This window comes from Corynebacterium sp. MSK019 (assembly GCF_030232425.1).
Lineage (GTDB): Bacteria > Actinomycetota > Actinomycetes > Mycobacteriales > Mycobacteriaceae > Corynebacterium > Corynebacterium jeikeium_D.
This window is the reverse complement of sequence record NZ_JASPJT010000003.1, coordinates 181,111-198,884: the sequence shown is the minus strand read 5'-3', so window position 1 is coordinate 198,884 and position 17,774 is coordinate 181,111. Positions and strand designations below refer to the sequence as shown.

At 59.9% G+C, this 17,774-nt stretch carries 13 protein-coding genes; 11 read left to right on the top strand and 2 right to left on the bottom strand.

From position 1 onward, the window contains the following. Positions 1–87: 87 nt before the first annotated feature. Positions 88–1,530, top strand: a complete 1,443-nt coding sequence (eccB, locus tag QP982_RS03350; RefSeq protein ID WP_070545647.1) for a type VII secretion protein EccB — start codon at positions 88–90, stop codon at positions 1,528–1,530. Here the strand turns inward: eccB and mycP are convergent. Together mycP and eccD are read right to left on the bottom strand one after the other, a co-directional pair. After that, on the bottom strand, positions 1,489–2,727 hold the full coding sequence (gene mycP, locus QP982_RS03345; RefSeq protein WP_222865580.1) for a type VII secretion-associated serine protease mycosin: 1,239 nt from the start codon (positions 2,725–2,727) through the stop codon (positions 1,489–1,491). The two genes, eccB and mycP, sit on opposite strands and share 42 nt — an antisense overlap. A 14-nt stretch (positions 2,728–2,741) precedes the next feature. Further along, the gene (gene eccD / locus QP982_RS03340; protein ID WP_284870222.1) at positions 2,742–4,157 is read right to left on the bottom strand and encodes a type VII secretion integral membrane protein EccD; all 1,416 of its coding nucleotides are present in this window, start codon (positions 4,155–4,157) and stop codon (positions 2,742–2,744) included. A gap of 195 nt (positions 4,158–4,352) precedes the next feature. Here eccD and eccCa point away from each other — a divergent pair, with 195 nt between their 5' ends. The 10 genes from eccCa (at position 4,353) to idi (ending at position 17,770) form a co-directional block, all read left to right on the top strand. Further along, positions 4,353–8,180, top strand: coding sequence for a type VII secretion protein EccCa (eccCa, locus tag QP982_RS03335; protein ID WP_284870221.1), 3,828 nt, complete (start codon positions 4,353–4,355; stop codon positions 8,178–8,180). Next, positions 8,180–9,568: a type VII secretion-associated protein gene (locus QP982_RS03330; protein ID WP_284870220.1), complete on the top strand. Its 1,389-nt coding sequence runs from the start codon at positions 8,180–8,182 to the stop codon at positions 9,566–9,568. The genes eccCa and QP982_RS03330 overlap by 1 nt, the downstream gene beginning before the upstream one ends. A 202-nt stretch (positions 9,569–9,770) precedes the next feature. Next, positions 9,771–10,097: a WXG100 family type VII secretion target gene (locus QP982_RS03325; protein WP_005510029.1), complete on the top strand. Its 327-nt coding sequence runs from the start codon at positions 9,771–9,773 to the stop codon at positions 10,095–10,097. 73 nt (positions 10,098–10,170) lie between these two features. Continuing rightward, entirely contained in the window at positions 10,171–10,458 is a 288-nt protein-coding gene (locus QP982_RS03320; protein WP_016422090.1) for a WXG100 family type VII secretion target, read from the top strand. Between the two features lie 319 nt (positions 10,459–10,777). Then, the gene (gene rplM / locus QP982_RS03315; RefSeq protein WP_005509852.1) at positions 10,778–11,221 is read left to right on the top strand and encodes a 50S ribosomal protein L13; all 444 of its coding nucleotides are present in this window, start codon (positions 10,778–10,780) and stop codon (positions 11,219–11,221) included. Further along, positions 11,218–11,778, top strand: coding sequence for a 30S ribosomal protein S9 (gene rpsI, locus QP982_RS03310; RefSeq protein WP_016422091.1), 561 nt, complete (start codon positions 11,218–11,220; stop codon positions 11,776–11,778). Before rplM ends, rpsI begins: the two co-directional genes overlap by 4 nt. 219 nt (positions 11,779–11,997) lie before the next feature. Continuing rightward, positions 11,998–13,920: an acyltransferase family protein gene (locus QP982_RS03305; RefSeq protein WP_147722360.1), complete on the top strand. Its 1,923-nt coding sequence runs from the start codon at positions 11,998–12,000 to the stop codon at positions 13,918–13,920. A 43-nt stretch (positions 13,921–13,963) separates the two neighbouring features. After that, positions 13,964–15,652 (top strand): VanW family protein, encoded by a 1,689-nt coding sequence (locus tag QP982_RS03300; RefSeq protein ID WP_284870219.1) that lies wholly within the window; start codon positions 13,964–13,966, stop codon positions 15,650–15,652. A 101-nt stretch (positions 15,653–15,753) separates the two neighbouring features. Continuing rightward, complete coding sequence (glmM, locus tag QP982_RS03295; protein ID WP_284870218.1) at positions 15,754–17,097, top strand: phosphoglucosamine mutase; 1,344 nt, start codon at positions 15,754–15,756, stop codon at positions 17,095–17,097. Between the two features lie 16 nt (positions 17,098–17,113). Next, positions 17,114–17,770 (top strand): isopentenyl-diphosphate Delta-isomerase, encoded by a 657-nt coding sequence (gene idi, locus QP982_RS03290; protein WP_016422095.1) that lies wholly within the window; start codon positions 17,114–17,116, stop codon positions 17,768–17,770. Positions 17,771–17,774 lie beyond the last annotated feature (4 nt).

Sequence of the window (17,774 nt, the reverse complement as noted above, 5' to 3'; positions counted from 1 at the left end):
CTAAAATTCCCCTGGTCGCACAGTAGCGCGGCCTGGCTTACTCTGCAGGGTAGAGATTATTTGGGGGAATAGTTTTGGGGGAAACTCATGCCACGTACGCCGACTACGCCTAGCCAGGTCAGCGGTCATCGATTCTTGATTCGTCGGATTGAGCACGCGCTTGTGCGTGCGGATTCGCGAATGCTGCACGATCCTCTGCGCACGCGTACGCGAGCACTGTTTATCGGCTGTGCGCTGGTGGTTTTACTGGCCGCCGGCACTGCGGTGCTGTCGTTGGTGCGGCCGCAGGGCGGTTCGAGCTCCAATGAGCAGCTGATTGTCGTATCGGGGTCGGAGGGCCTGCATGTACGTGTCAATGGTCGATTGCATCCAGTCGCGAATCTCGCATCGGCGCGGTTAATTTTGGGCAATCCTGCTGAGCCGAAGCGGGTGCGCAGTAGCGAGTTGGACAAAGAGGACATCAGTTTTGCTGTCGGGATTGAGGGCGCACCAGCAGTTCCGGCCGCGCCGGCAGGCTCTGGTGCCTCGGGAGCTGCCAAGAGGGGCAGTGCAGGTGCGCCGGAGTTGGCACTGTCTTTATGCGAGCGGACGGTGCAAGACCTCGGGCAGCCGTGGATTGTTGCAGAGTCGCTTGCGCGTCTTGAAGAAGTCCGTGCGGAACCGCAGCAGCTTACCCGAACCCACTCGGACAGTGCCGTCGTTGCCGATGGCCAAAACCTCTGGCTGATTACGCAGGGCTACCGCTCGCGGCTGGATGTCAACCACCCGGAGCACGCCGCTGTTTCTCGAGCGCTGGGGTTGGAACGCGCCGCAGTCCGGCCTGTCAGCCCTGCGTTGCTCAGAACGATTCCGGAGGTTCCGATTCTGGCCGCGCCAGCAATCCCGAACCGCGGCGCACCCACGCACTTCGCCGCTCCATTCGACACAGTCGGCAATGTGGTTGAGGTCGGGCAGCGGCGCGTTATCGTGCTTGACGACGGTGCCGCGATTCTCTCCCCGGTGCTAGGAGAGCTATTAGCTGCGCATAGCCCAGTTCTGCAGGCCAGTGAGGGGCAGCTGGCGGCAGTTCCCGTTGCGAATGCGCCAGCAGTCCCGGGGCTACCTGAAAAGCCGCTGACGTTTGCCGATGCTGATGGCTGGTTGTGTGCCGGCCGGATAGCAGGACGGCCGCAAGCTCTCGTGCAGTGGTCGCAGCATGCTCCGGAGGGGCGGCACGTGGATTACCCGCATGCCGACGGTTCGGGTGCGGCCGTCGACGGTTTCGTGGATGGTCGCAGCCGTGAGCGCAGCTCGATTGCAGTAAGCGTAAATGGGGCCGTACACGTCATTTCTCCAGAGGGGATGCGCTTTGCTGTGCACGATCGCACGACGTTGGCCGCCCTCGGGTTTAATGCATCAACCAATGCCGATAGCGGTGGCACGCGACCAGTGGACTGGGAAGTGGTGGCCGCGTTGCGCGGAGGCCCTGAGCTGAGTAAGCAGGCGGCGCTAGGGCCGCTGTCCGGGACGCGAGAGCAGCCAGGCACCTAGGCCCAGTGCGCATATCAGGAGCAGTCCAGTCGCCCGGAGCGGTGCATTGCGCTCCTGCGAAGAAAGCAGATCCGGCGGAGCCGGTGCGGCAGCGGGGTTGGCTGCGTGCTGCGCAGCGGTGTCCACAGTGGTCCAAATCAGAGCGTCATAAGGTGCAACGATGCCGCGACCAAGGCCGAGCCCGGAACTAATTGGGCTCGCGGAACTAAGGATGATGTCGCGAACCTGTGCTGGGGAAAGCTCTGGGTTTCGTGCCAGCAGCAGGGCAGCTGTGCCCGACACGGTTGGCGTGGCAAAGCTGGTGCCGGCAATCTGTTGAGCTCGGGTGTTCTCCCCAGACCCGAACACGTGGCGGTCTATGAGACCGGTGGGGGTGCGCGGATCGGGACCGAGTACGGGGCCGCCGGGAGCGGAGACATTGACCCATTGTCCCGTGATTGCATACTCCGCGGGTTGTGCTTGGCCGGCATCGTCGAACTGTACTGCTGATACTGCGATTACCTCCGGCAGAACTGCGGGCCACGCTACGGATCCGTCCTGACAGCTATCGCCCTTATTGCCTGCCGCTGCGACCACTACTGCGCCTGAGACTTCCGCGCGTGCGACGCTCTCGGCAACATCTGTTGCACCTTGGGGCATTACGCCTGCCGGGGCACACGATGTGAGCGAGATATTGATGACCCGCGCGCCCTCCGCGACGGCCCTGTCGATAGCTTGTGCCAGCGACTCCAAATTGCCTTCGCCATCGGCTGTTTGTCTTATCGACAACACGTGCGCGTCGGGCGCCAGTCCGGCGAAACCATCGGCACCGGGCCGGCCTGCAATAATGCCAGCTACTAGAGTTCCGTGACCGTCGCAGTCTACGAACCCGCTGTTGCCGTCGACAAAATCGCCACCGTCGAGAACCTCGCCCAGGCGCTCATTGGGTGAGACCCCGGTATCGATTACCGCCACCGTAATCCCCGCACCCGTCGTCAGTTGCCATGCTTGGCGAAACCGAAGCGCTTTTTCGATCACCGTCGGTTCATGCAGTGCGCTTTCCGACGACAGCATCGTGGCCACGCAGTCCTGGCTGTTCTGGGCAGCCGCTATTGGTGCGATGCCCGACGGTGCTACTGCGGTGGCCGCCGTCAACGTCGAGATAAGCACTGTGGAAAGTGCGGCCGTGGCGGTGAGACGAGTTTTTATGGCATTCATGAAAAGTGGGTTTTTCACTGGAAGAACCCACTTACGAACTCAGGGAATTCGGCAATGATGGCCGCAATGGGCAAAATAACGGCGATACTGCAGGCCTCGGTTAGCTCAGCTATGCGGCGCGTTGTAGGTGAGATGCGTGACGCGGGAAATGCGGCTAAGGCGGTGGCTGCAAGCATTGGGGCGACAAGGCCAGCGGAGACTGGCCAATTACCCTCGAACCACTGTTGAAAAGCGACGGCCACAATGACGGCAAGACCAGCTAAAGCAGTGCAGGTGGAAGCTACTTTCCGGGCTTGGCCACGGGAATGAATTGCACAAAAGACTATGACAGCAGCAGCCATGCCCAGAGGCCACCACCTGTTCCCATAGGCTCCGGAGAAAAGTACCACCAGGGTGAAGATGCTGAGACTTCCGGTGCCACTGCAGAGGATGCCATCGAGAATCCACCCCGCTCGCTTAGGTGCGTTGTGGGATATTTCGGGAGTTTCGCTGTCATCGAAGCTCTCGCCGGCGGCAGGGACTTTGGGTACGCGAATACCGGCAGCCTTGATAGCGATGGAAGGTGCCAGCAGTATCAGGATGACTGCACTAGCAGCGGTGAGCGCTCCTGATTGAACCGAGTTGTGGAAAAGTGCGACAGCCGCAGCGTAAATACCGAAGGTAACTGCAGCACTGAGACTCGCCGCGCCCAGGGTAACGGTGATGCGGTTGTCGCCGTCGCCGGTGTTGGAAATGAGAAAAACCAAACCGATGACGGCAAGCGCGACACTAATCGCAGCAGTCGGCGGCCAGTCGGTGAGTATGCGGAGTAGGTCGAGGCCAACGAAGCAGAGTCCCGAAGCGGTGCCCAGAATGAGCACTTGCAGCTCCAGGGACATGACAATCGCCGGTTTTGCGCTACGCAACAGCGCCAGGCGCAGTCCACCGGCTACTGCCAGCAGCGCGATGAAGCTGATTGCCGCGGCCAGTGTGGAATCGGTACTGCTCAAGCTCAGTGAGGCAGCTGCGATTGAAGCCGTGGCCACGAGGGCGGCGGTACAGCCAACAACCAAATCAGCCGTCCCGATACCGTCGGTATAGGTGGTGTCGGTAATAGCATCGGCGGCATCGAAGAGTCGAGGTTTGGGCACGGGACCTGGGTCGTTGATAACAACCAGGCGTTCGCCTGGCGCAATACCGGCATCGTTCAGGGTGTCGTCGGCAAGCAAAATCGTGCCGGTGGCGGTTCGTAGCTGCCACTGCGCCAGCGGGAAGTCCGCAATGTCGATATCGAAAATTTGCAGGATATCCGGTACAAGTGCGGCGATTGCGACGTTGGTCGGTAACGCAAGGTCTGCGTGTGCTCGGTTGGTGTCTTCGGGCATGTGTGCGGCATCAATGCGCACGCGAATGAGTTCCCCCAGCATGTATTTCCCCCATGAATTCTGCATGCTTTAGTCCCTCTAGAGTGTCGTACAACTCGCTAGAGCGCTACTCGGAGTAGTAACTGCGCGTGCCCCCGCTATCAGTTTCGGTCATGCGCTGCGAGAATCCGGAGTGTGATTTAAGCTATGCGTACACCGATTGGTCGGGGGATTGGCCGTCGAGTGAACACAAGGGGCGACACATAGCGGGGGGGGATTTTTGTGACTAGTGCACAGGCGGAGATTTCGGCTACCCGAAAAGCGGGGCCGCAGCCTATGACAGGCACAATCGCGCCGGATGCGCCTCCAGAAGCGCCGGAGCCACAGCCGGTGCCGCTGATGCGTGCACTCATGCCGTTAATCATGGTCGTGGCGGTGGTCGGCATGGTGGTGTTGATGTTTGTCTCTGGGATGGGACGTAACCCGATGTCGTTTATGTTTCCGCTGATGATGGTGTTTTCCACTGTGGGCATGATGGTGTCGGGCGGGGCGGGAAATAAGGACATGGCACCGGCGCGGAAGGACTATCAGAGGCATTTGTCCAGTATTCGCCGCGCGGTGGCGAAAGCAGCGAGGATGCAGCGTGAATCGGCGCAGTTTATCCACCCTCGGCCTGGAACTCTGTGGCAGCTGGGGGCGATGGGGCGGGCGTGCGAGCGTCGAAAGGGGGACTCGGATTTCTTGCAGCTGCGCATCGGGGTGGCAACGCAGCAGCCCGCAACGCCTGTAACACCACCGGCAATTCCGGCGCCCGAGAAACTGGATCCGGTTTCCGCCGTAGCACTGCGGGAAGTTATTCGATCGGCTCGTCAGGTTGAGGGAGTGCCCTTTGCCATAGATGTGTCGGCCTTTGAGATTATCGCGCTCACTGGAGATACCGCGGCGCAGGGGCTGGCTCGAGCGATGGTCGCCCAAGCTGCTGCGCTGCATCATCCGGAGGATTGCCTGATTGCAGTTGTGGGAGATGAGTGGGAATGGCTGAAATGGACGCCACACCACGGACACCCCGCAGTTACTGATGCCTGTGGCCCAGCGCGGTTGCGGGCGGCGACGTGTGCGCAGCTGACTGAGCTGCTCACGGCTATCGACACACTGCCAGCTGCAGTTCTGATTGTGCTGGCGGATTCGAACGGACAGCACGATGTCACTGAACTGACACCGATTTTTGACGCGGCGGGGTCGGAGACCTCGGTAGTACTACTGACCGTCGTGGAAGCGCAGTCAACGTTGTGGGAGGCAGCGGTTCACCATGGCATCGCGCTGGTTGTTTCCACTACTGCTGTGCATGCGGAAACCGCGTCCGGACGGGAGGAGATTGGCGTACCTGATCAGCTGAGTCCAGCAGAAGCGGAGGTGCTTGGGCGGAGCTTGGCGCGTTTTGAAGTGCCAACAAGCGCAGATGATTCCGTTAAGACCTCGGAAGATCCGGTGATGGAGGAGCTCGGGCTCTATCCGCCTCCGACAACTCTGCGCTACCGACCGCGCTACGGCAGTGCGCGTCTGCGAATTCCTGTGGGGGCTGATGACAGCGGCGCGCCGGTCTATCTGGATTTTAAGGAGAGTGCCGAGGGCGGCATGGGGCCACACGGTTTGTGCGTTGGCGCCACAGGATCGGGTAAGTCGGAATTCCTCCGAACGACCGTGGTAGGGCTCGCAGCCACGCACAGTCCGGATCAGTTGAACTTTGTGCTGGTGGACTTCAAGGGCGGGGCGACGTTTCTGGGCCTGGATCAATTGCCTCATGTTTCGGCGGTGATTACCAACTTGGAGCAGGAGCTTATCCTGGTCAACCGCATGGAAGACGCACTGCGGGGTGAGATGACGCGGCGTCAAGAGCAGCTACGCGCTGCGGGGAATTTTGCCGGTGTCAGCGATTATGAGCAAGCCCGACGCGCTGGGCAGATAGATGCGCCACCCATGCCTGCGTTGCTGATTGTGGTGGATGAGTTTTCGGAGCTGCTCTCCGCACGCCCGGAGTTTGCTGAGCTCTTCGTTGCGATTGGTCGGTTGGGGCGTAGTTTGCACATGCATTTGCTGCTGGCCAGTCAGCGTCTGGAGGAAGGCCGCTTGCGCGGGTTGGAAAGCCATCTTTCCTATCGTATTGGGTTGAAGACCTTTTCCGTCGCGGAGTCCCGCAGCGTGCTGGGCGTTCCGGACGCCTATCATCTGCCGGCCATCCCGGGCATCGGCTATATCAAATCTGCTGCCGCCGAGCCGGTGCGGTTCCGGTCGGCGTATGTTTCCGGACCGGTGGTCCGTCCGCAGCCTATTGACGGTGCGACGGCTGGGGCAGAGCAGGGGCTGCAGGGGCAGGTCGCAGCTGTCGCTGAATTTACCGCTGAAAATTGGACGCGGGAGGCTTTCGGTGCGTCGTCAAGCGATGGCGGAATGGTAGATCCGCCTGCGCAGACATCGGAGCAGACGGTGCTCGGTGCCGTGGTGGCAGCGGTGTCGCACGTACCGACACGTGCGCATCGGGTGTGGCTGCCACCATTGCCGGAGGCCATCGAGCTTCAGCCCGACGAGCAGCTGCCGCGACAGCGATTGACCGGTGTGATTGGGCTGGTGGACAAGCCGCTGTTTCAGCGTCAGGACCCACTGCGTATTGACCTGCGCACGACCGGTGGGCACGTGGCAATCGTCGGAGCGCCGCGGTCAGGAAAGACCACTGCCGCACGCACAGCGATCCTCGCGCTAGCCGACGGTATCAGCGCTCGTGACCTGCATTTTTATATCGTCGATTGTGGTGCGGGCGGCCTGAGCGACCTGGCTGAGTTGCCGCATGTCGCGTCGGTTGCACACCGCGGAGACGAGGAGCTTATTCGCCGTACGATTGGTTTCTTGCGTCGTGAGGTAAGTCGTCGGGAACAGCTCTTTCGCACTAATGGATGGCTCTCTCCGGAAGCAGCACGGGCGGCGGGTCAGCCGGATTCGGTGTTGGTCATTGACGGCTGGGGTGCGTTCAAAACGGAGTTTCCGGCGCTGAGTGACGATGTGCAGGCGCTGGTTGCAGATGGATTGGCGGTGGGAATTCATGTCCTGCTCACGGCCTATCGCTGGACGGACATGAGACCTGCCGTTCGCGACCTGATTGGTACTCGGATTGAGCTGCGGCAGGCGGAGTCGATGGATTCAATGATTGACCGCAAGGCAGCGGAGCTGGTGCCGGAGAGCCCAGGACGCGGAGTCGCGCCGGGCGGGTTTGCGATGCTGGTAGCTCTCACCGGCGCTGCAGACACTAAGCGGATTGCAGAGACAGCGCCGCACGGTGAGCAGGCACCAAAGCTCCAGTTGTTGCCACGGCGGATTGATATTGCGCGTTTGCCGCGACCAGCGGCCGCTGCGAGAGGTGCGATTGCAGTGGGGCTCGAAGAAGCCGGTCTGGGCGCGGTGATATTCCACCCAGATAAGGATCGTCACCTACTGATATTCGGTTCGGCAGGCAGTGGCAGAACCGCCGCGTTGAGGGGCATCGTTCACCAGTTGCGGTACTCGCAGTCGGACTCGAAATTCGTCGTAATTGACTACCGCCGTGGGCTAATGGAGGCCGTGCCCCAAGAGCGGCTGGCCGGCTATGCGGGCTCGGCTGCGGTGGCGACACCCATGCTGGCAGAGCTGGCAGAGGTACTGAAGGCCCGTCTCCCGCAACCGGATATCACCCCAGCGCAGTTGAAGGCCCGAAATTGGTGGAGTGGTCCAACCATCAATGTCATCGTGGACGACTATGACCTCGTGGCCGGCTCGCGGGGTAACCCCTTGCAGCCGCTGGCAGAAGTCATCGCTCACGCCGCCGACATTGGGCTCAATATCTTTTTTGCCCGTCGAATCAGCGGGGCGTTGCGATCCCTCCACGACCCGGTCATGGGTGCGGTTAAGGACCAGGGTGCCAGCGTCTTTGTTATGGACGGCACACGCGACGACGGCCCCATCCTCGGCGTAAAGCCTTGCGAGCAGCCGCCGGGCCGTGGCTATTGGGTGGCGCACGGCCAGAGTCCGCAGATTGTGCAGTTGGGTTGGTTGGATACCGCTGGTGACCAGGAGGACAGTTGATGATTCGGGTCGAATCTTCTTCCACCACCCAGACCCCGACGCTGCGCCACGGCACCTGGCACCTGTGGGGACTCGCGGCACCTGCAGACACCGCAGAACCGGCGGTGCATGGCCCTAGACCGCTTCTCGAGAGCATGCAAACAGTCATTGTGCCCAGCTATTGGGGTGCTGTGCGACAGTGCCGGTTGGCCTCCGCGCTATTGGCTGCTGAACTCAATCCGTACATCCTGACGCTTGCCGACGCCGTTGTGGAACTCGATGAGGCAACTGTGTCTCATAGCGTGTTGGTGGAAGTAGAGGAAACGCGTGTCTGTGTCACTCGTCTGAGCGGGGGCCACATTGCCAGTCGGATGACACATTTGGTCGGAGCGAACGACAGCGCACCATTGGTGGAAACAGTCATTGCGCTGGCTTATCAGCTGACCATGTATCCGGATGCGCCCCAGGGGATACCCGATGATGTGGAAGTTAGTGGTGGGCGCGGTATCACTGAGTATCCGCCCCGCTGGCAGGAGGATATTGAGTTCATCGTCGGCGAAGTTCCACCCGGGCTAGCGAACTCGCGGCGAGCTCTACTAGTCGATCGTCTGCGCGACCGTGGATTTTTAGTCTTCGACTGCCCAGCATCGCGGCTCGGGGAGTGCGTAAATCCGGCCTGGTTGAAAAACATCGGCGACGCTGAAGCCGGTGAAGTGGAGCCGTCGGAGGATTTCGCGGGGCGGCGTCCTGCAGCCAGGGCAGAAGTCAGCTCAGCGTCGAATCAAAGCACAGTTGTGTCAGTAGCTGCCGTTGGTTTGTTGACGGTGGTGGTTCTGATTGTTGGGATTGCTGCATGGCTCTTTAGTGGCGGCATAGTTAGGGAGAACGAAGGGAGACAGAAGCAGCGTGAGACATCGCACGCACAGGCTCCTCCTGTAACTACGCCTCCTGTAACGACGCCTCCATCCACATCGAAACCAGTTCCCGATTCTGCTCCAATAGTCAAACTGACCAATGCGGGCGTGGAAGCTCGGTTTCCCGGCGGGTGGGAGCTTGACTCGGCAAGTCCGTTAGACCGTCTGATTGCGGTGGATGGCGGAGATATGCGCGTCTTGGTGCTCGCTAGCCCGCTTTCGCAGGACATGGCGCTTGAACATCTAGCCGCCGCTTTGAGCAGCTCCGTTGCCGGGGATGAGACAAAGTCCGCGCCGGAACGCAGACAAGTACTGGGCACCGATGTCGTAGTCGTAGAGGAGCGGCTGCCGTCAGGTAATTCGATAGTGCTCTGGCATCACAAAGTGATGGACGGAACTCAAGTCAGTGTGGGGTGCCAGTTCAGAGGAAGGACTATTGCGCCGGTACGACCCGTATGCGACCAGGCAGTAGTAAGCGCTCGGCCGGTGCCGTAATACGCGAGGGGCGTAGAGAAAGTGACTGGGGGATGGGCGGGGGTAGGCAGGGGTAAAGGTTGGAAAACCAAAATGGAACCGAATCGGGGTTTTTCGCGCCAAACAATATGACGGGTTTTTAACGCGGGAAGCTGGCTGGCTCGCGCGGGGAGGTAAAAATGCCGTCGTTAATCAGTCACTCAACACGAATAAGGGGGAAACAGTGGCAAACCTATTTGCAGCCGAATCAGATCAAATGACCACTACCGCGGGGGACGTCGATGGCGTCAACTCGGAAGTACAGGGCGAGCTGGGGCGCATTCGAGGCGTCGTGGACGGTCTGGCGGGGGAATGGAAGGGCCAGGCTAAAGACAGCTTCGATGATCTGATGCTTCGTTGGGATGACGCAGCTATGCGTCTATCCAATGCGCTGACGGATATCGCGGATAACATCCGCGCAAATTCCAGCAGCTTCGATGCGGGCGAGGACGAGGGGGCGTCGTCGTTCAAGCAGGTGGCAGCAGCGGGTGCGTCGTTGCTGAACCTCTAAACGTTTTATCGAATCGCACAACCACAACACTGAATCACACAACACACATCACCTTTTGGGGAAAGGGTTCTTAATGCAACCAATTAGGTACAGTTTTGGCGGCATCGACGGTGCTGCCGATGACATTCGGTCCACTTCTGGCACCATCAACGGGCTGCTCGGAGATTTGAAGAAGCGCATCGCGCCGATGGTCTCTACGTGGGAGGGTGACTCTTCGGATTCTTACCAGGAGGCTCAGCGTGAATGGGACACAGCAGCGGAGGAGCTCAATATGATTCTCACGACTATCGCGGATACGGTCAGCGCAGGTAGCCAGCGAATGGCGGATATTAACCGCCGCGCGGCAGCTAGCTGGGGATAGCTTGGTTCCTGCTTGAGGCACTTTTGATTGAGCTATGTAACCGGGGGAGGGGAGGACATTGCTCAATTGAGATCTTCAGTTAGGTATCTGCCTTTGAAGTATTCTTGCTAGCAGCACTCCAGGGGGGGGAAAGGCCAGTCTCAGCAGTTTGCGGCTGAGACTGGCTTTGGCATTTTTTGTTCTAGTGCCATCTCAAGGTAGAGTAGTCAAACTGTGTGCGCACACGTGAATGTTGCCTCGGGTCTCCACCGGCCGCCGGGGAATAACAACAGTGTGCACGGTGGCTGGCAAATCTACACGGACCCTAAAAGGAGTCATGTTGTCTACTTTCCATCCGAAGGACGGTGACATCGAGCGCAAGTGGTACGTCATCGACGCTACCGACGTTGTTCTCGGCCGTCTGGCTACTCACGCCGCAGACTTGCTGCGCGGTAAGGGCAAGGCTTACTTCGCCCCTAACGTCGACTGCGGTGACCACGTCATCATCATCAACGCCGATAAGGTGCACGTCTCCTCGAACAAGCGGGAACGTGAGATGCGCTACCGCCACTCGGGCTTCCCGGGTGGCCTGAAGTCGATGACCCTGGGTCGTTCCCTCGAGGTTCACCCGGAGCGTGTTATCGCTGAGGCTATTGAGGGCATGATGCCGCACAACAAGCTTTCGCGTGCGTCCATCAAGAAGCTGCACGTCTTCGCCGGTTCCGAGCACCCGTTCGCCGGTCAGAAGCCTGAAAACTACGAGATCAAGGCGGTGGCACAGTGACCAACCCACAGGACGTCAATGAGAACCAGAACGTAGAGGCCACCGAGGCTTCCTACGATGATGTTCAGGCTGCCGCTGCTGCTGCCACTGAAGAGTTCACCTCTTCCATCGGCGACGCAGTTGCTACCGAGACCGAGGCTGAGGCTGCTCCGGCTGCACCGCTGACCCTGGATCGTCCGATTCAGACTGTCGGTCGTCGTAAGCGCGCTGTCGCCCGCGTCGTTCTGACCGCTGGTTCCGGCAAGATTGTCTGCAACGGCCGCGAGCTCGAGGATTACTTCCCGAACAAGCTGCACCAGCAGGAGATCAAGGATCCGCTGGTCCTGGTCGAGCGCGAGAGCCAGTTCGACATCAAGGCCAACATCAACGGTGGTGGCCCGTCCGGTCAGGCCGGTGCTCTGCGCCTGGCTATTGCTCGTGCCCTGAACGAGTTCAACCCGGAGGAGCGCAGCGTTCTCAAGAAGGCTGGCTTCCTCACCCGCGACGCTCGTGCTGTCGAGCGCAAGAAGGCTGGTCTGCACAAGGCCCGTCGCGCACCGCAGTACTCCAAGCGTTAAGCTTTACTGCTTCGAAAAGCACCTCAGTTTGCGTATTACACGCAAGCCGAGGTGCTTTTTTGGTTAAAGTCCGCAGTGACCAGGCATGGCTGCATTTTTGGGACAAGCCCCGTACGTTAGACTTTTATCCGTTAAAAACTGCCGCGAGAATCGTTTATCGCGGTGCGATTGCAGTGCGATGAAAGTGCGATTGCAGTGCGATGGGAAGAAGGAAACCGTATGGCGGTGAGCACCACAGCCACCAAGACCTCCGACGCGAAGAGCTCCTCTAGCTCGTCGTCGGTGGCGAAGCATCCCTTCCGCATTCGACGCGTACCAGGCATTGATGGGCTGCGCGGTCTGGCCGTTGCCACAGTGGTGATCTACCACTACTTCGATAATGTGCTGCCCGGTGGCTACATCGGTGTGGATATCTTCTTCGTGCTCTCCGGATTTCTTATCACCTCGCTTCTGGTGCGCGAACGCGCGGTCACTGGGCGCATCGATCTAAAGGACTTCTGGCTCCGTCGACTGCGCCGCATCGCTCCGGCTGCGATGTTCGTGTTGTTTATTTCCATCGCCGTCGCAGGTCTGGTCGGCGGGGATCCCGCTGTTGGCTTGTCGACGCAGTTTCTCGGCACGGTCTTTTTCGTCAATAACTGGACGCAGATTGCGGGTTCTCAGTCCTATTTCGCGGATTCCGGAGTGCAGCTGTTAGCGCACTACTGGTCACTGTCGGTGGAGGAGCAGTTCTACTTGCTCTGGCCATTGATCTTTGTGGCTCTTCTCGCCCTGAAGCTGGCATCTCGCAAGCTGGCAGCAGTGGCGGGCATTGGGGCGGTTGCTTCTTTCGTGTGGATGGTCTCGCTCTACGATCCGAAGGTCGACCCCACGAGGGTCTACTACGGTACCGATACTCACGCCTTTGGACTCCTGTTTGGCGCGGCCCTCGCATTGTGGTTGACATCGACGTCGTCACGCGCAGAGGCGGACTCCTGGCCACGCACAGAACCCCTGCTGCGGGACTTCTTTGGCAGTTCTGCCCAAGCTTTCGTAGTGGCCTCGCTGCCTCTGATCTTCCTTTCGTTGGTTCTGCTGATGATGTCGGATACTGCGTCGGCGACTTACCGCGGTGGGTTGGTGTTCGCCTCGTTGCTGTCGGTGGCGATTCTCTATCTTGTCGTTCGCGGTGTCTCACCCGTGCGTCAGATTTTTGAGTTCAAGCCACTGTGCTGGCTGGGAAAGATTTCCTTCTCGCTGTACCTGTGGCACTGGCCGGTCATCGTGCTCATCCGCGAACTGCTGGAGCGCAATGAGGCCATGCAGTATGAGAACCTCGCTGCCTTCGCAGGCATCGCGCTATCGCTGCTTTTGGCGAACTGGTCGTACAAGAATGTGGAATCGCCAATTCGCCGGATGGGTTACCGCCGTTGGATGTCGCAGTTTTCGGGCACGCAGTTTGCCGGTTCCTGGAAGCCGCGCGTTGCAGCAGGGCTGGCGCTGGTCGTCGTGGTTGGTGCAGTTGTGGGAATGGCCACGGCGCCGAAGATGACGCGTTTGGAGGCACAGCTACAGGAGGCAGCTGAGCGCCGTGCACAGGCACAAAAGGCGGAGGAAGCCGAGTTGGCCAAGCGCGTTATGCCGCGTGGTGACCAGATCACCGCTATCGGCGACTCTGTGATGCTCGCCTCGGCGTCCGCGTTGGAAGAGAAGCTGCCCGGTATCTATATCGATGCGGCTGTTTCTCGTGGTTATCCGGCTGCGCCAGAGATTATCGCCAGTATGAAGGCGGCGGGTACGCTCGATCCATTCGTCGTGCTGGGTCTTGGTATCAATCAGTCGGCTGCGGCATCGGACGAACACCTGTTGGATGAGATCCTCGATTCGCTGGGTGAAGACCGCATCATTGTCCTCATCAACCCGTACGGTGATCGTGTGTGGATGCCGCAGTCGGAGAGGGAAGTCCTCGACGCGGCAAAGAAGCGCGACAATGTCTATGTGGCTGACTGGTGCCATGGTGTGCGTGATGATTTGTCCAAGCTGCGCGCGGACCTTATCCACCCGACCCCCGATGGCGCCGAGGTCTATGCCAATGCCGTGGTCGATGCTTTCCAGCAGTATGCGAAGAACAAGAAACGCATTCCGGACACCTGCGGAATCTAATAAAAATCTAGTTAGTAGTGTTTCCACGGTAAAGTAAGTGGCTGTGGCCAAACAAAAGTCTTCCTCCAGTCACCGTGGATTAAAGATTTTCCTCGGCATCGTCCTCGGTATCTTCGCGCTCTTCGGTGTGTTTTACGCTGTCGATTACGTGCTGAACAAGGACCATGTCCCGCGCGGGTCTACCGTTGCGGGTATTGACATCAGCACGCTGAGCGCGAATCACGCTGAGGCGAAGCTCGAAGAGCAGCTCGGTGATCTTTCCACTCATCCAGTGGCGTTTCGTGCCGGCGAACGCACGGCGGAGGTTCTGCCCGAGGAGGCGGGGCTGAGCATCGACTGGGAGAAGACGGTCGCGCAGGCGGGTAAGCAGACGGCGAACCCAGTTACCTGGGTGCGCAGTTTCTTTACTACCCGTGAGCTGGATTTGGTCAGCGATATCGATAGCTCTAAGTTCGAGCCGCAGGTCGACCGTCTCGTCGGCGAACTGACTATTGCTCCCGTCGATGGTGAGGTCAAGCTTGTTGACGGCCGCGTGGAAACAACTCCACCGGTCATCGGCCAAGATGTCGACCGCAATGCGGTCAGCGGGGATTTGGCCGCCAAGTGGTTGTCGCCGGAGGGCATCGATGTGGAGACCACCGCGCACGACCCGGCTATCGGTGAAGATCAGGTTCGTGAGGCAGCTGAGGGAGAGGCCGCCGATGCCGTGTCGGGTCCCATTGTTGCCAAGGGCCGCGATGGCAAAGATGGTGTAATTCCTCCGGAGCGCATGGCTGAGATCATCAGCTTTGTGCCGCGCGACGGCGGATTGGCCGCCGATATCAATGTCGACCGCGCACGCGAGATCCTCGAGGAGGGGCTGGCTGCTTCCGAGGTTGATAAGCGCAATGCGTCGATACGCTTCAGCGGTGGTTCGCGTGAAGTGGTCCCCTCGGTTGATGGCGTAGCCGTGAAGTGGGATGAGACTATGAAGGACTTCGCCGAGCGTGTGACTTCGACGGATAAGCGCGAGTTCGATGCGGTCTACGAGGACCAGCCCGCCACCTACACCACCGAACAAGCGGAAAGTGCGACCTTCGATGATGTCATTGGTGAGTTCACCACCGGTGGCTTCAGCTCGGCATCGGGAACAAACATTGCCCTGGTGTCTCAGATGGTCAACGGCGCATTCGTGGCGCCGGGCGATACATTCAGCCTGAACGGCTACACGGGTCCGCGCGGTACTGCGCAGGGCTTTGTCGAGTCGGGCATCATCCTCAACGGCCATGCGGATAAGGCTGTCGGCGGTGGCATTAGCCAGTTCGCCACTACTTTGTACAATGCTTCGTACTTTGCGGGCATGGAGGATGTCGCGCACACTCCGCACAGTTACTACATTTCGCGTTACCCGGCCGGCCGTGAGGCGACGGTGTACGAGGGCGCAATCGACCTGGCGTTTAAGAACAGTTCCGACACTCCGATTCTCATCGAGGCCGTTACTACTGGCTCCGACGTCACTGTGCGCATCAAGGGTGTGAAGAGGGTCAACGTCGAGTCCATCAATGGTGGTCGTTGGGCATACACGCAACCGCAGCGCATGCAGGTCAGTGGCAGCTCTTGCCAGCCGTCGTCGGGTGCGCAGGGTTTTACCACTTCCGACACACGCGTCATTCGGGACCTCTCTGGCGCGGAAATCTCGCGTGAAACTCAGACTACGGTTTATGACCCGCAGCCAATTGTGTCCTGTGGCTAGTCTGGATTCGCCTGCGCGACCGGCTAAAGTAATACAGCATTGACAATGCAACAGTCCGCGATACCAAAACTCATAAACCCCCAAGGAGTGGTCTAGCAACAATGGCACGTCTTTTCGGAACTGATGGCGTCCGCGGTTTGGCGAATAAGACTCTGACCGCACCGCTGGCAATGCGGCTGGGCGCTGCTGCGGCCACTGTGCTGACTAGCGGCACGAATCCATCGGGGCGTCGTCCCCTGGCCATTGTTGGCCGCGATCCGCGTGTCTCCGGTGAGATGCTCGCCGCAGCGCTGTCTGCCGGCATGGCTTCCCAGGGCGTCGACGTCTTGCGTGTCGGTGTGCTGCCCACTCCGGCTGTCGCTTTCCTCACCGACGACTACGGTGCCGACATGGGTGTGATGATTTCGGCTTCTCACAACCCCATGCCGGACAACGGCATCAAGTTCTTCGCCGCGGGCGGCACCAAGCTTGACGACGCGGTGGAGAAGGAAATCGAACACGCTCTCCACAACCTGCCGGAGACCGGCCCCACGGGCACCGGAGTGGGTCGTGTCATCGAGGAGGCCCCAGACGGGCTCGACCGCTACCTGTTCCACCTCTCCCGTGCGGTCAGCACCAAGCTCGACGGCATTCGTGTCGTGGTGGATTGTGCAAATGGTGCTGCTTCGCAGGCCGCCCCCATGGCGTACGCGGCCGCCGGTGCCGACGTCGTCGCTATTCATGACAAGCCGAACTCCTACAACATCAACGACAACTGCGGTTCCACCCACATTGAGGTTTTGCACGCGGCAGTGCTGGAGCACGGCGCGGATCTGGGGCTGGCTCACGATGGCGATGCCGACCGCTGCCTGGCTGTGGACTCGCAGGGCAACATCGTCGATGGTGACCAAATCATGGCCATCCTGGCCGTCGCCATGAAGGAAGAGGGGCTACTGCACCACAACACGCTGGTGGCCACTGTGATGAGTAACCTCGGCCTCAAGCTGGCGATGGAGGAAAACGATATCGCCCTGCGTACCACCAAGGTCGGCGACCGCTATGTGCTGGCTGATTTGAACGCTGGCGGTTACTCGCTCGGCGGTGAGCAGTCGGGGCACGTGGTCATTCCGGATCATGCCACCACTGGTGACGGCACCCTCACGGGTCTGTACCTCATGGCGCGGATGGCACGCACCGGTAAGTCTCTGGCTGAGCTGGCCTCCGTAATGAAGGTGCTGCCGCAGACTCTTATCAACGTGCCGGTGTCCAACAAGGCCGCAATTCTGGAGTCTGATGAGGTCAAGGCCGCCATCGATGCAGCCGAGGAGAAGCTGGGTTCCACCGGTCGCGTGTTGTTGCGCCCGTCCGGCACCGAGGAACTCTTCCGCGTCATGGTGGAGGCCGCCGATGCGGAATCGGCCCGCAAGATTGCCGGGGAGTTAGCTGCGGTTGTGGCCGCAGTCTAGAGTCAGGAGTGTGGAAATGAATGATGCGCCAGAGGACATTAAAGCCCGCTTTGCCCCGGGTGAAGCCGACATCCAGGTAGAGGTAGTCGATCGTGACGGTCGAGTTCTCGGTACCGTCGGCAAGCTTGAAGCACACGTTCCGCCGGGAATTTTGCACCGTGCCTTTTCTCTTTTCCTCTTCGATGAGCAGGGACGCATGCTGCTGCAGCGCCGTGCGGAGTCGAAGTATCACTCACCACTGTTACTGACGAATGCGACCTGCTCGCACCCACTGCCGGGGGAGCCGGTGGCCGATGCCGTTGAGCGTCGTGCGAAGGAAGAGCTCGGTGCGGATGTCTCCCAGTTGGAGGAAATCGGCATTGTTATCTACCAGGTCATCGATGATCGTTCGGGATTGGCAGAGCACGAGTACAACCACGTGTACGCCGGCATCGTCGATCCGAAGTCGGTGGATATCAACCCCGATGAGGTCGATGAAGTGGTGTACGTGACCCCGCAGGAGCTCGCAGAACGTCGTGCGAACGAACCGATGACGGAGTGGTTTAACCACGTCTGGGGTGTCGGGGCGGAGAAGTTCTCCAAGTACGGTTTCGACATTGCGGGTGTGCCGGGTATCCATGGCCCCGCAGAGGCGCAGGCTGCCGCACAGTCGGTTTCGGAAAAGGATGTGTAGCTTC

What these genes read in the sequence shown, in the direction of transcription:
- QP982_RS03305 (WP_147722360.1), top strand. Translation starts at nt 11,998, where the DNA reads ATGGCGGTGAGCACCACAGCCACCAAGACCTCCGACGCGAAGAGCTCC.
- eccB (WP_070545647.1), top strand. Translation starts at nt 88, where the DNA reads ATGCCACGTACGCCGACTACGCCTAGCCAGGTCAGCGGTCATCGATTC.
- eccD (WP_284870222.1), bottom strand. Translation starts at nt 4,157, where the DNA reads ATGCAGAATTCATGGGGGAAATACATGCTGGGGGAACTCATTCGCGTG.
- mycP (WP_222865580.1), bottom strand. Translation starts at nt 2,727, where the DNA reads ATGAATGCCATAAAAACTCGTCTCACCGCCACGGCCGCACTTTCCACA.
- QP982_RS03330 (WP_284870220.1), top strand. Translation starts at nt 8,180, where the DNA reads ATGATTCGGGTCGAATCTTCTTCCACCACCCAGACCCCGACGCTGCGC.
- glmM (WP_284870218.1), top strand. Translation starts at nt 15,754, where the DNA reads ATGGCACGTCTTTTCGGAACTGATGGCGTCCGCGGTTTGGCGAATAAG.
- QP982_RS03320 (WP_016422090.1), top strand. Translation starts at nt 10,171, where the DNA reads ATGCAACCAATTAGGTACAGTTTTGGCGGCATCGACGGTGCTGCCGAT.
- idi (WP_016422095.1), top strand. Translation starts at nt 17,114, where the DNA reads ATGAATGATGCGCCAGAGGACATTAAAGCCCGCTTTGCCCCGGGTGAA.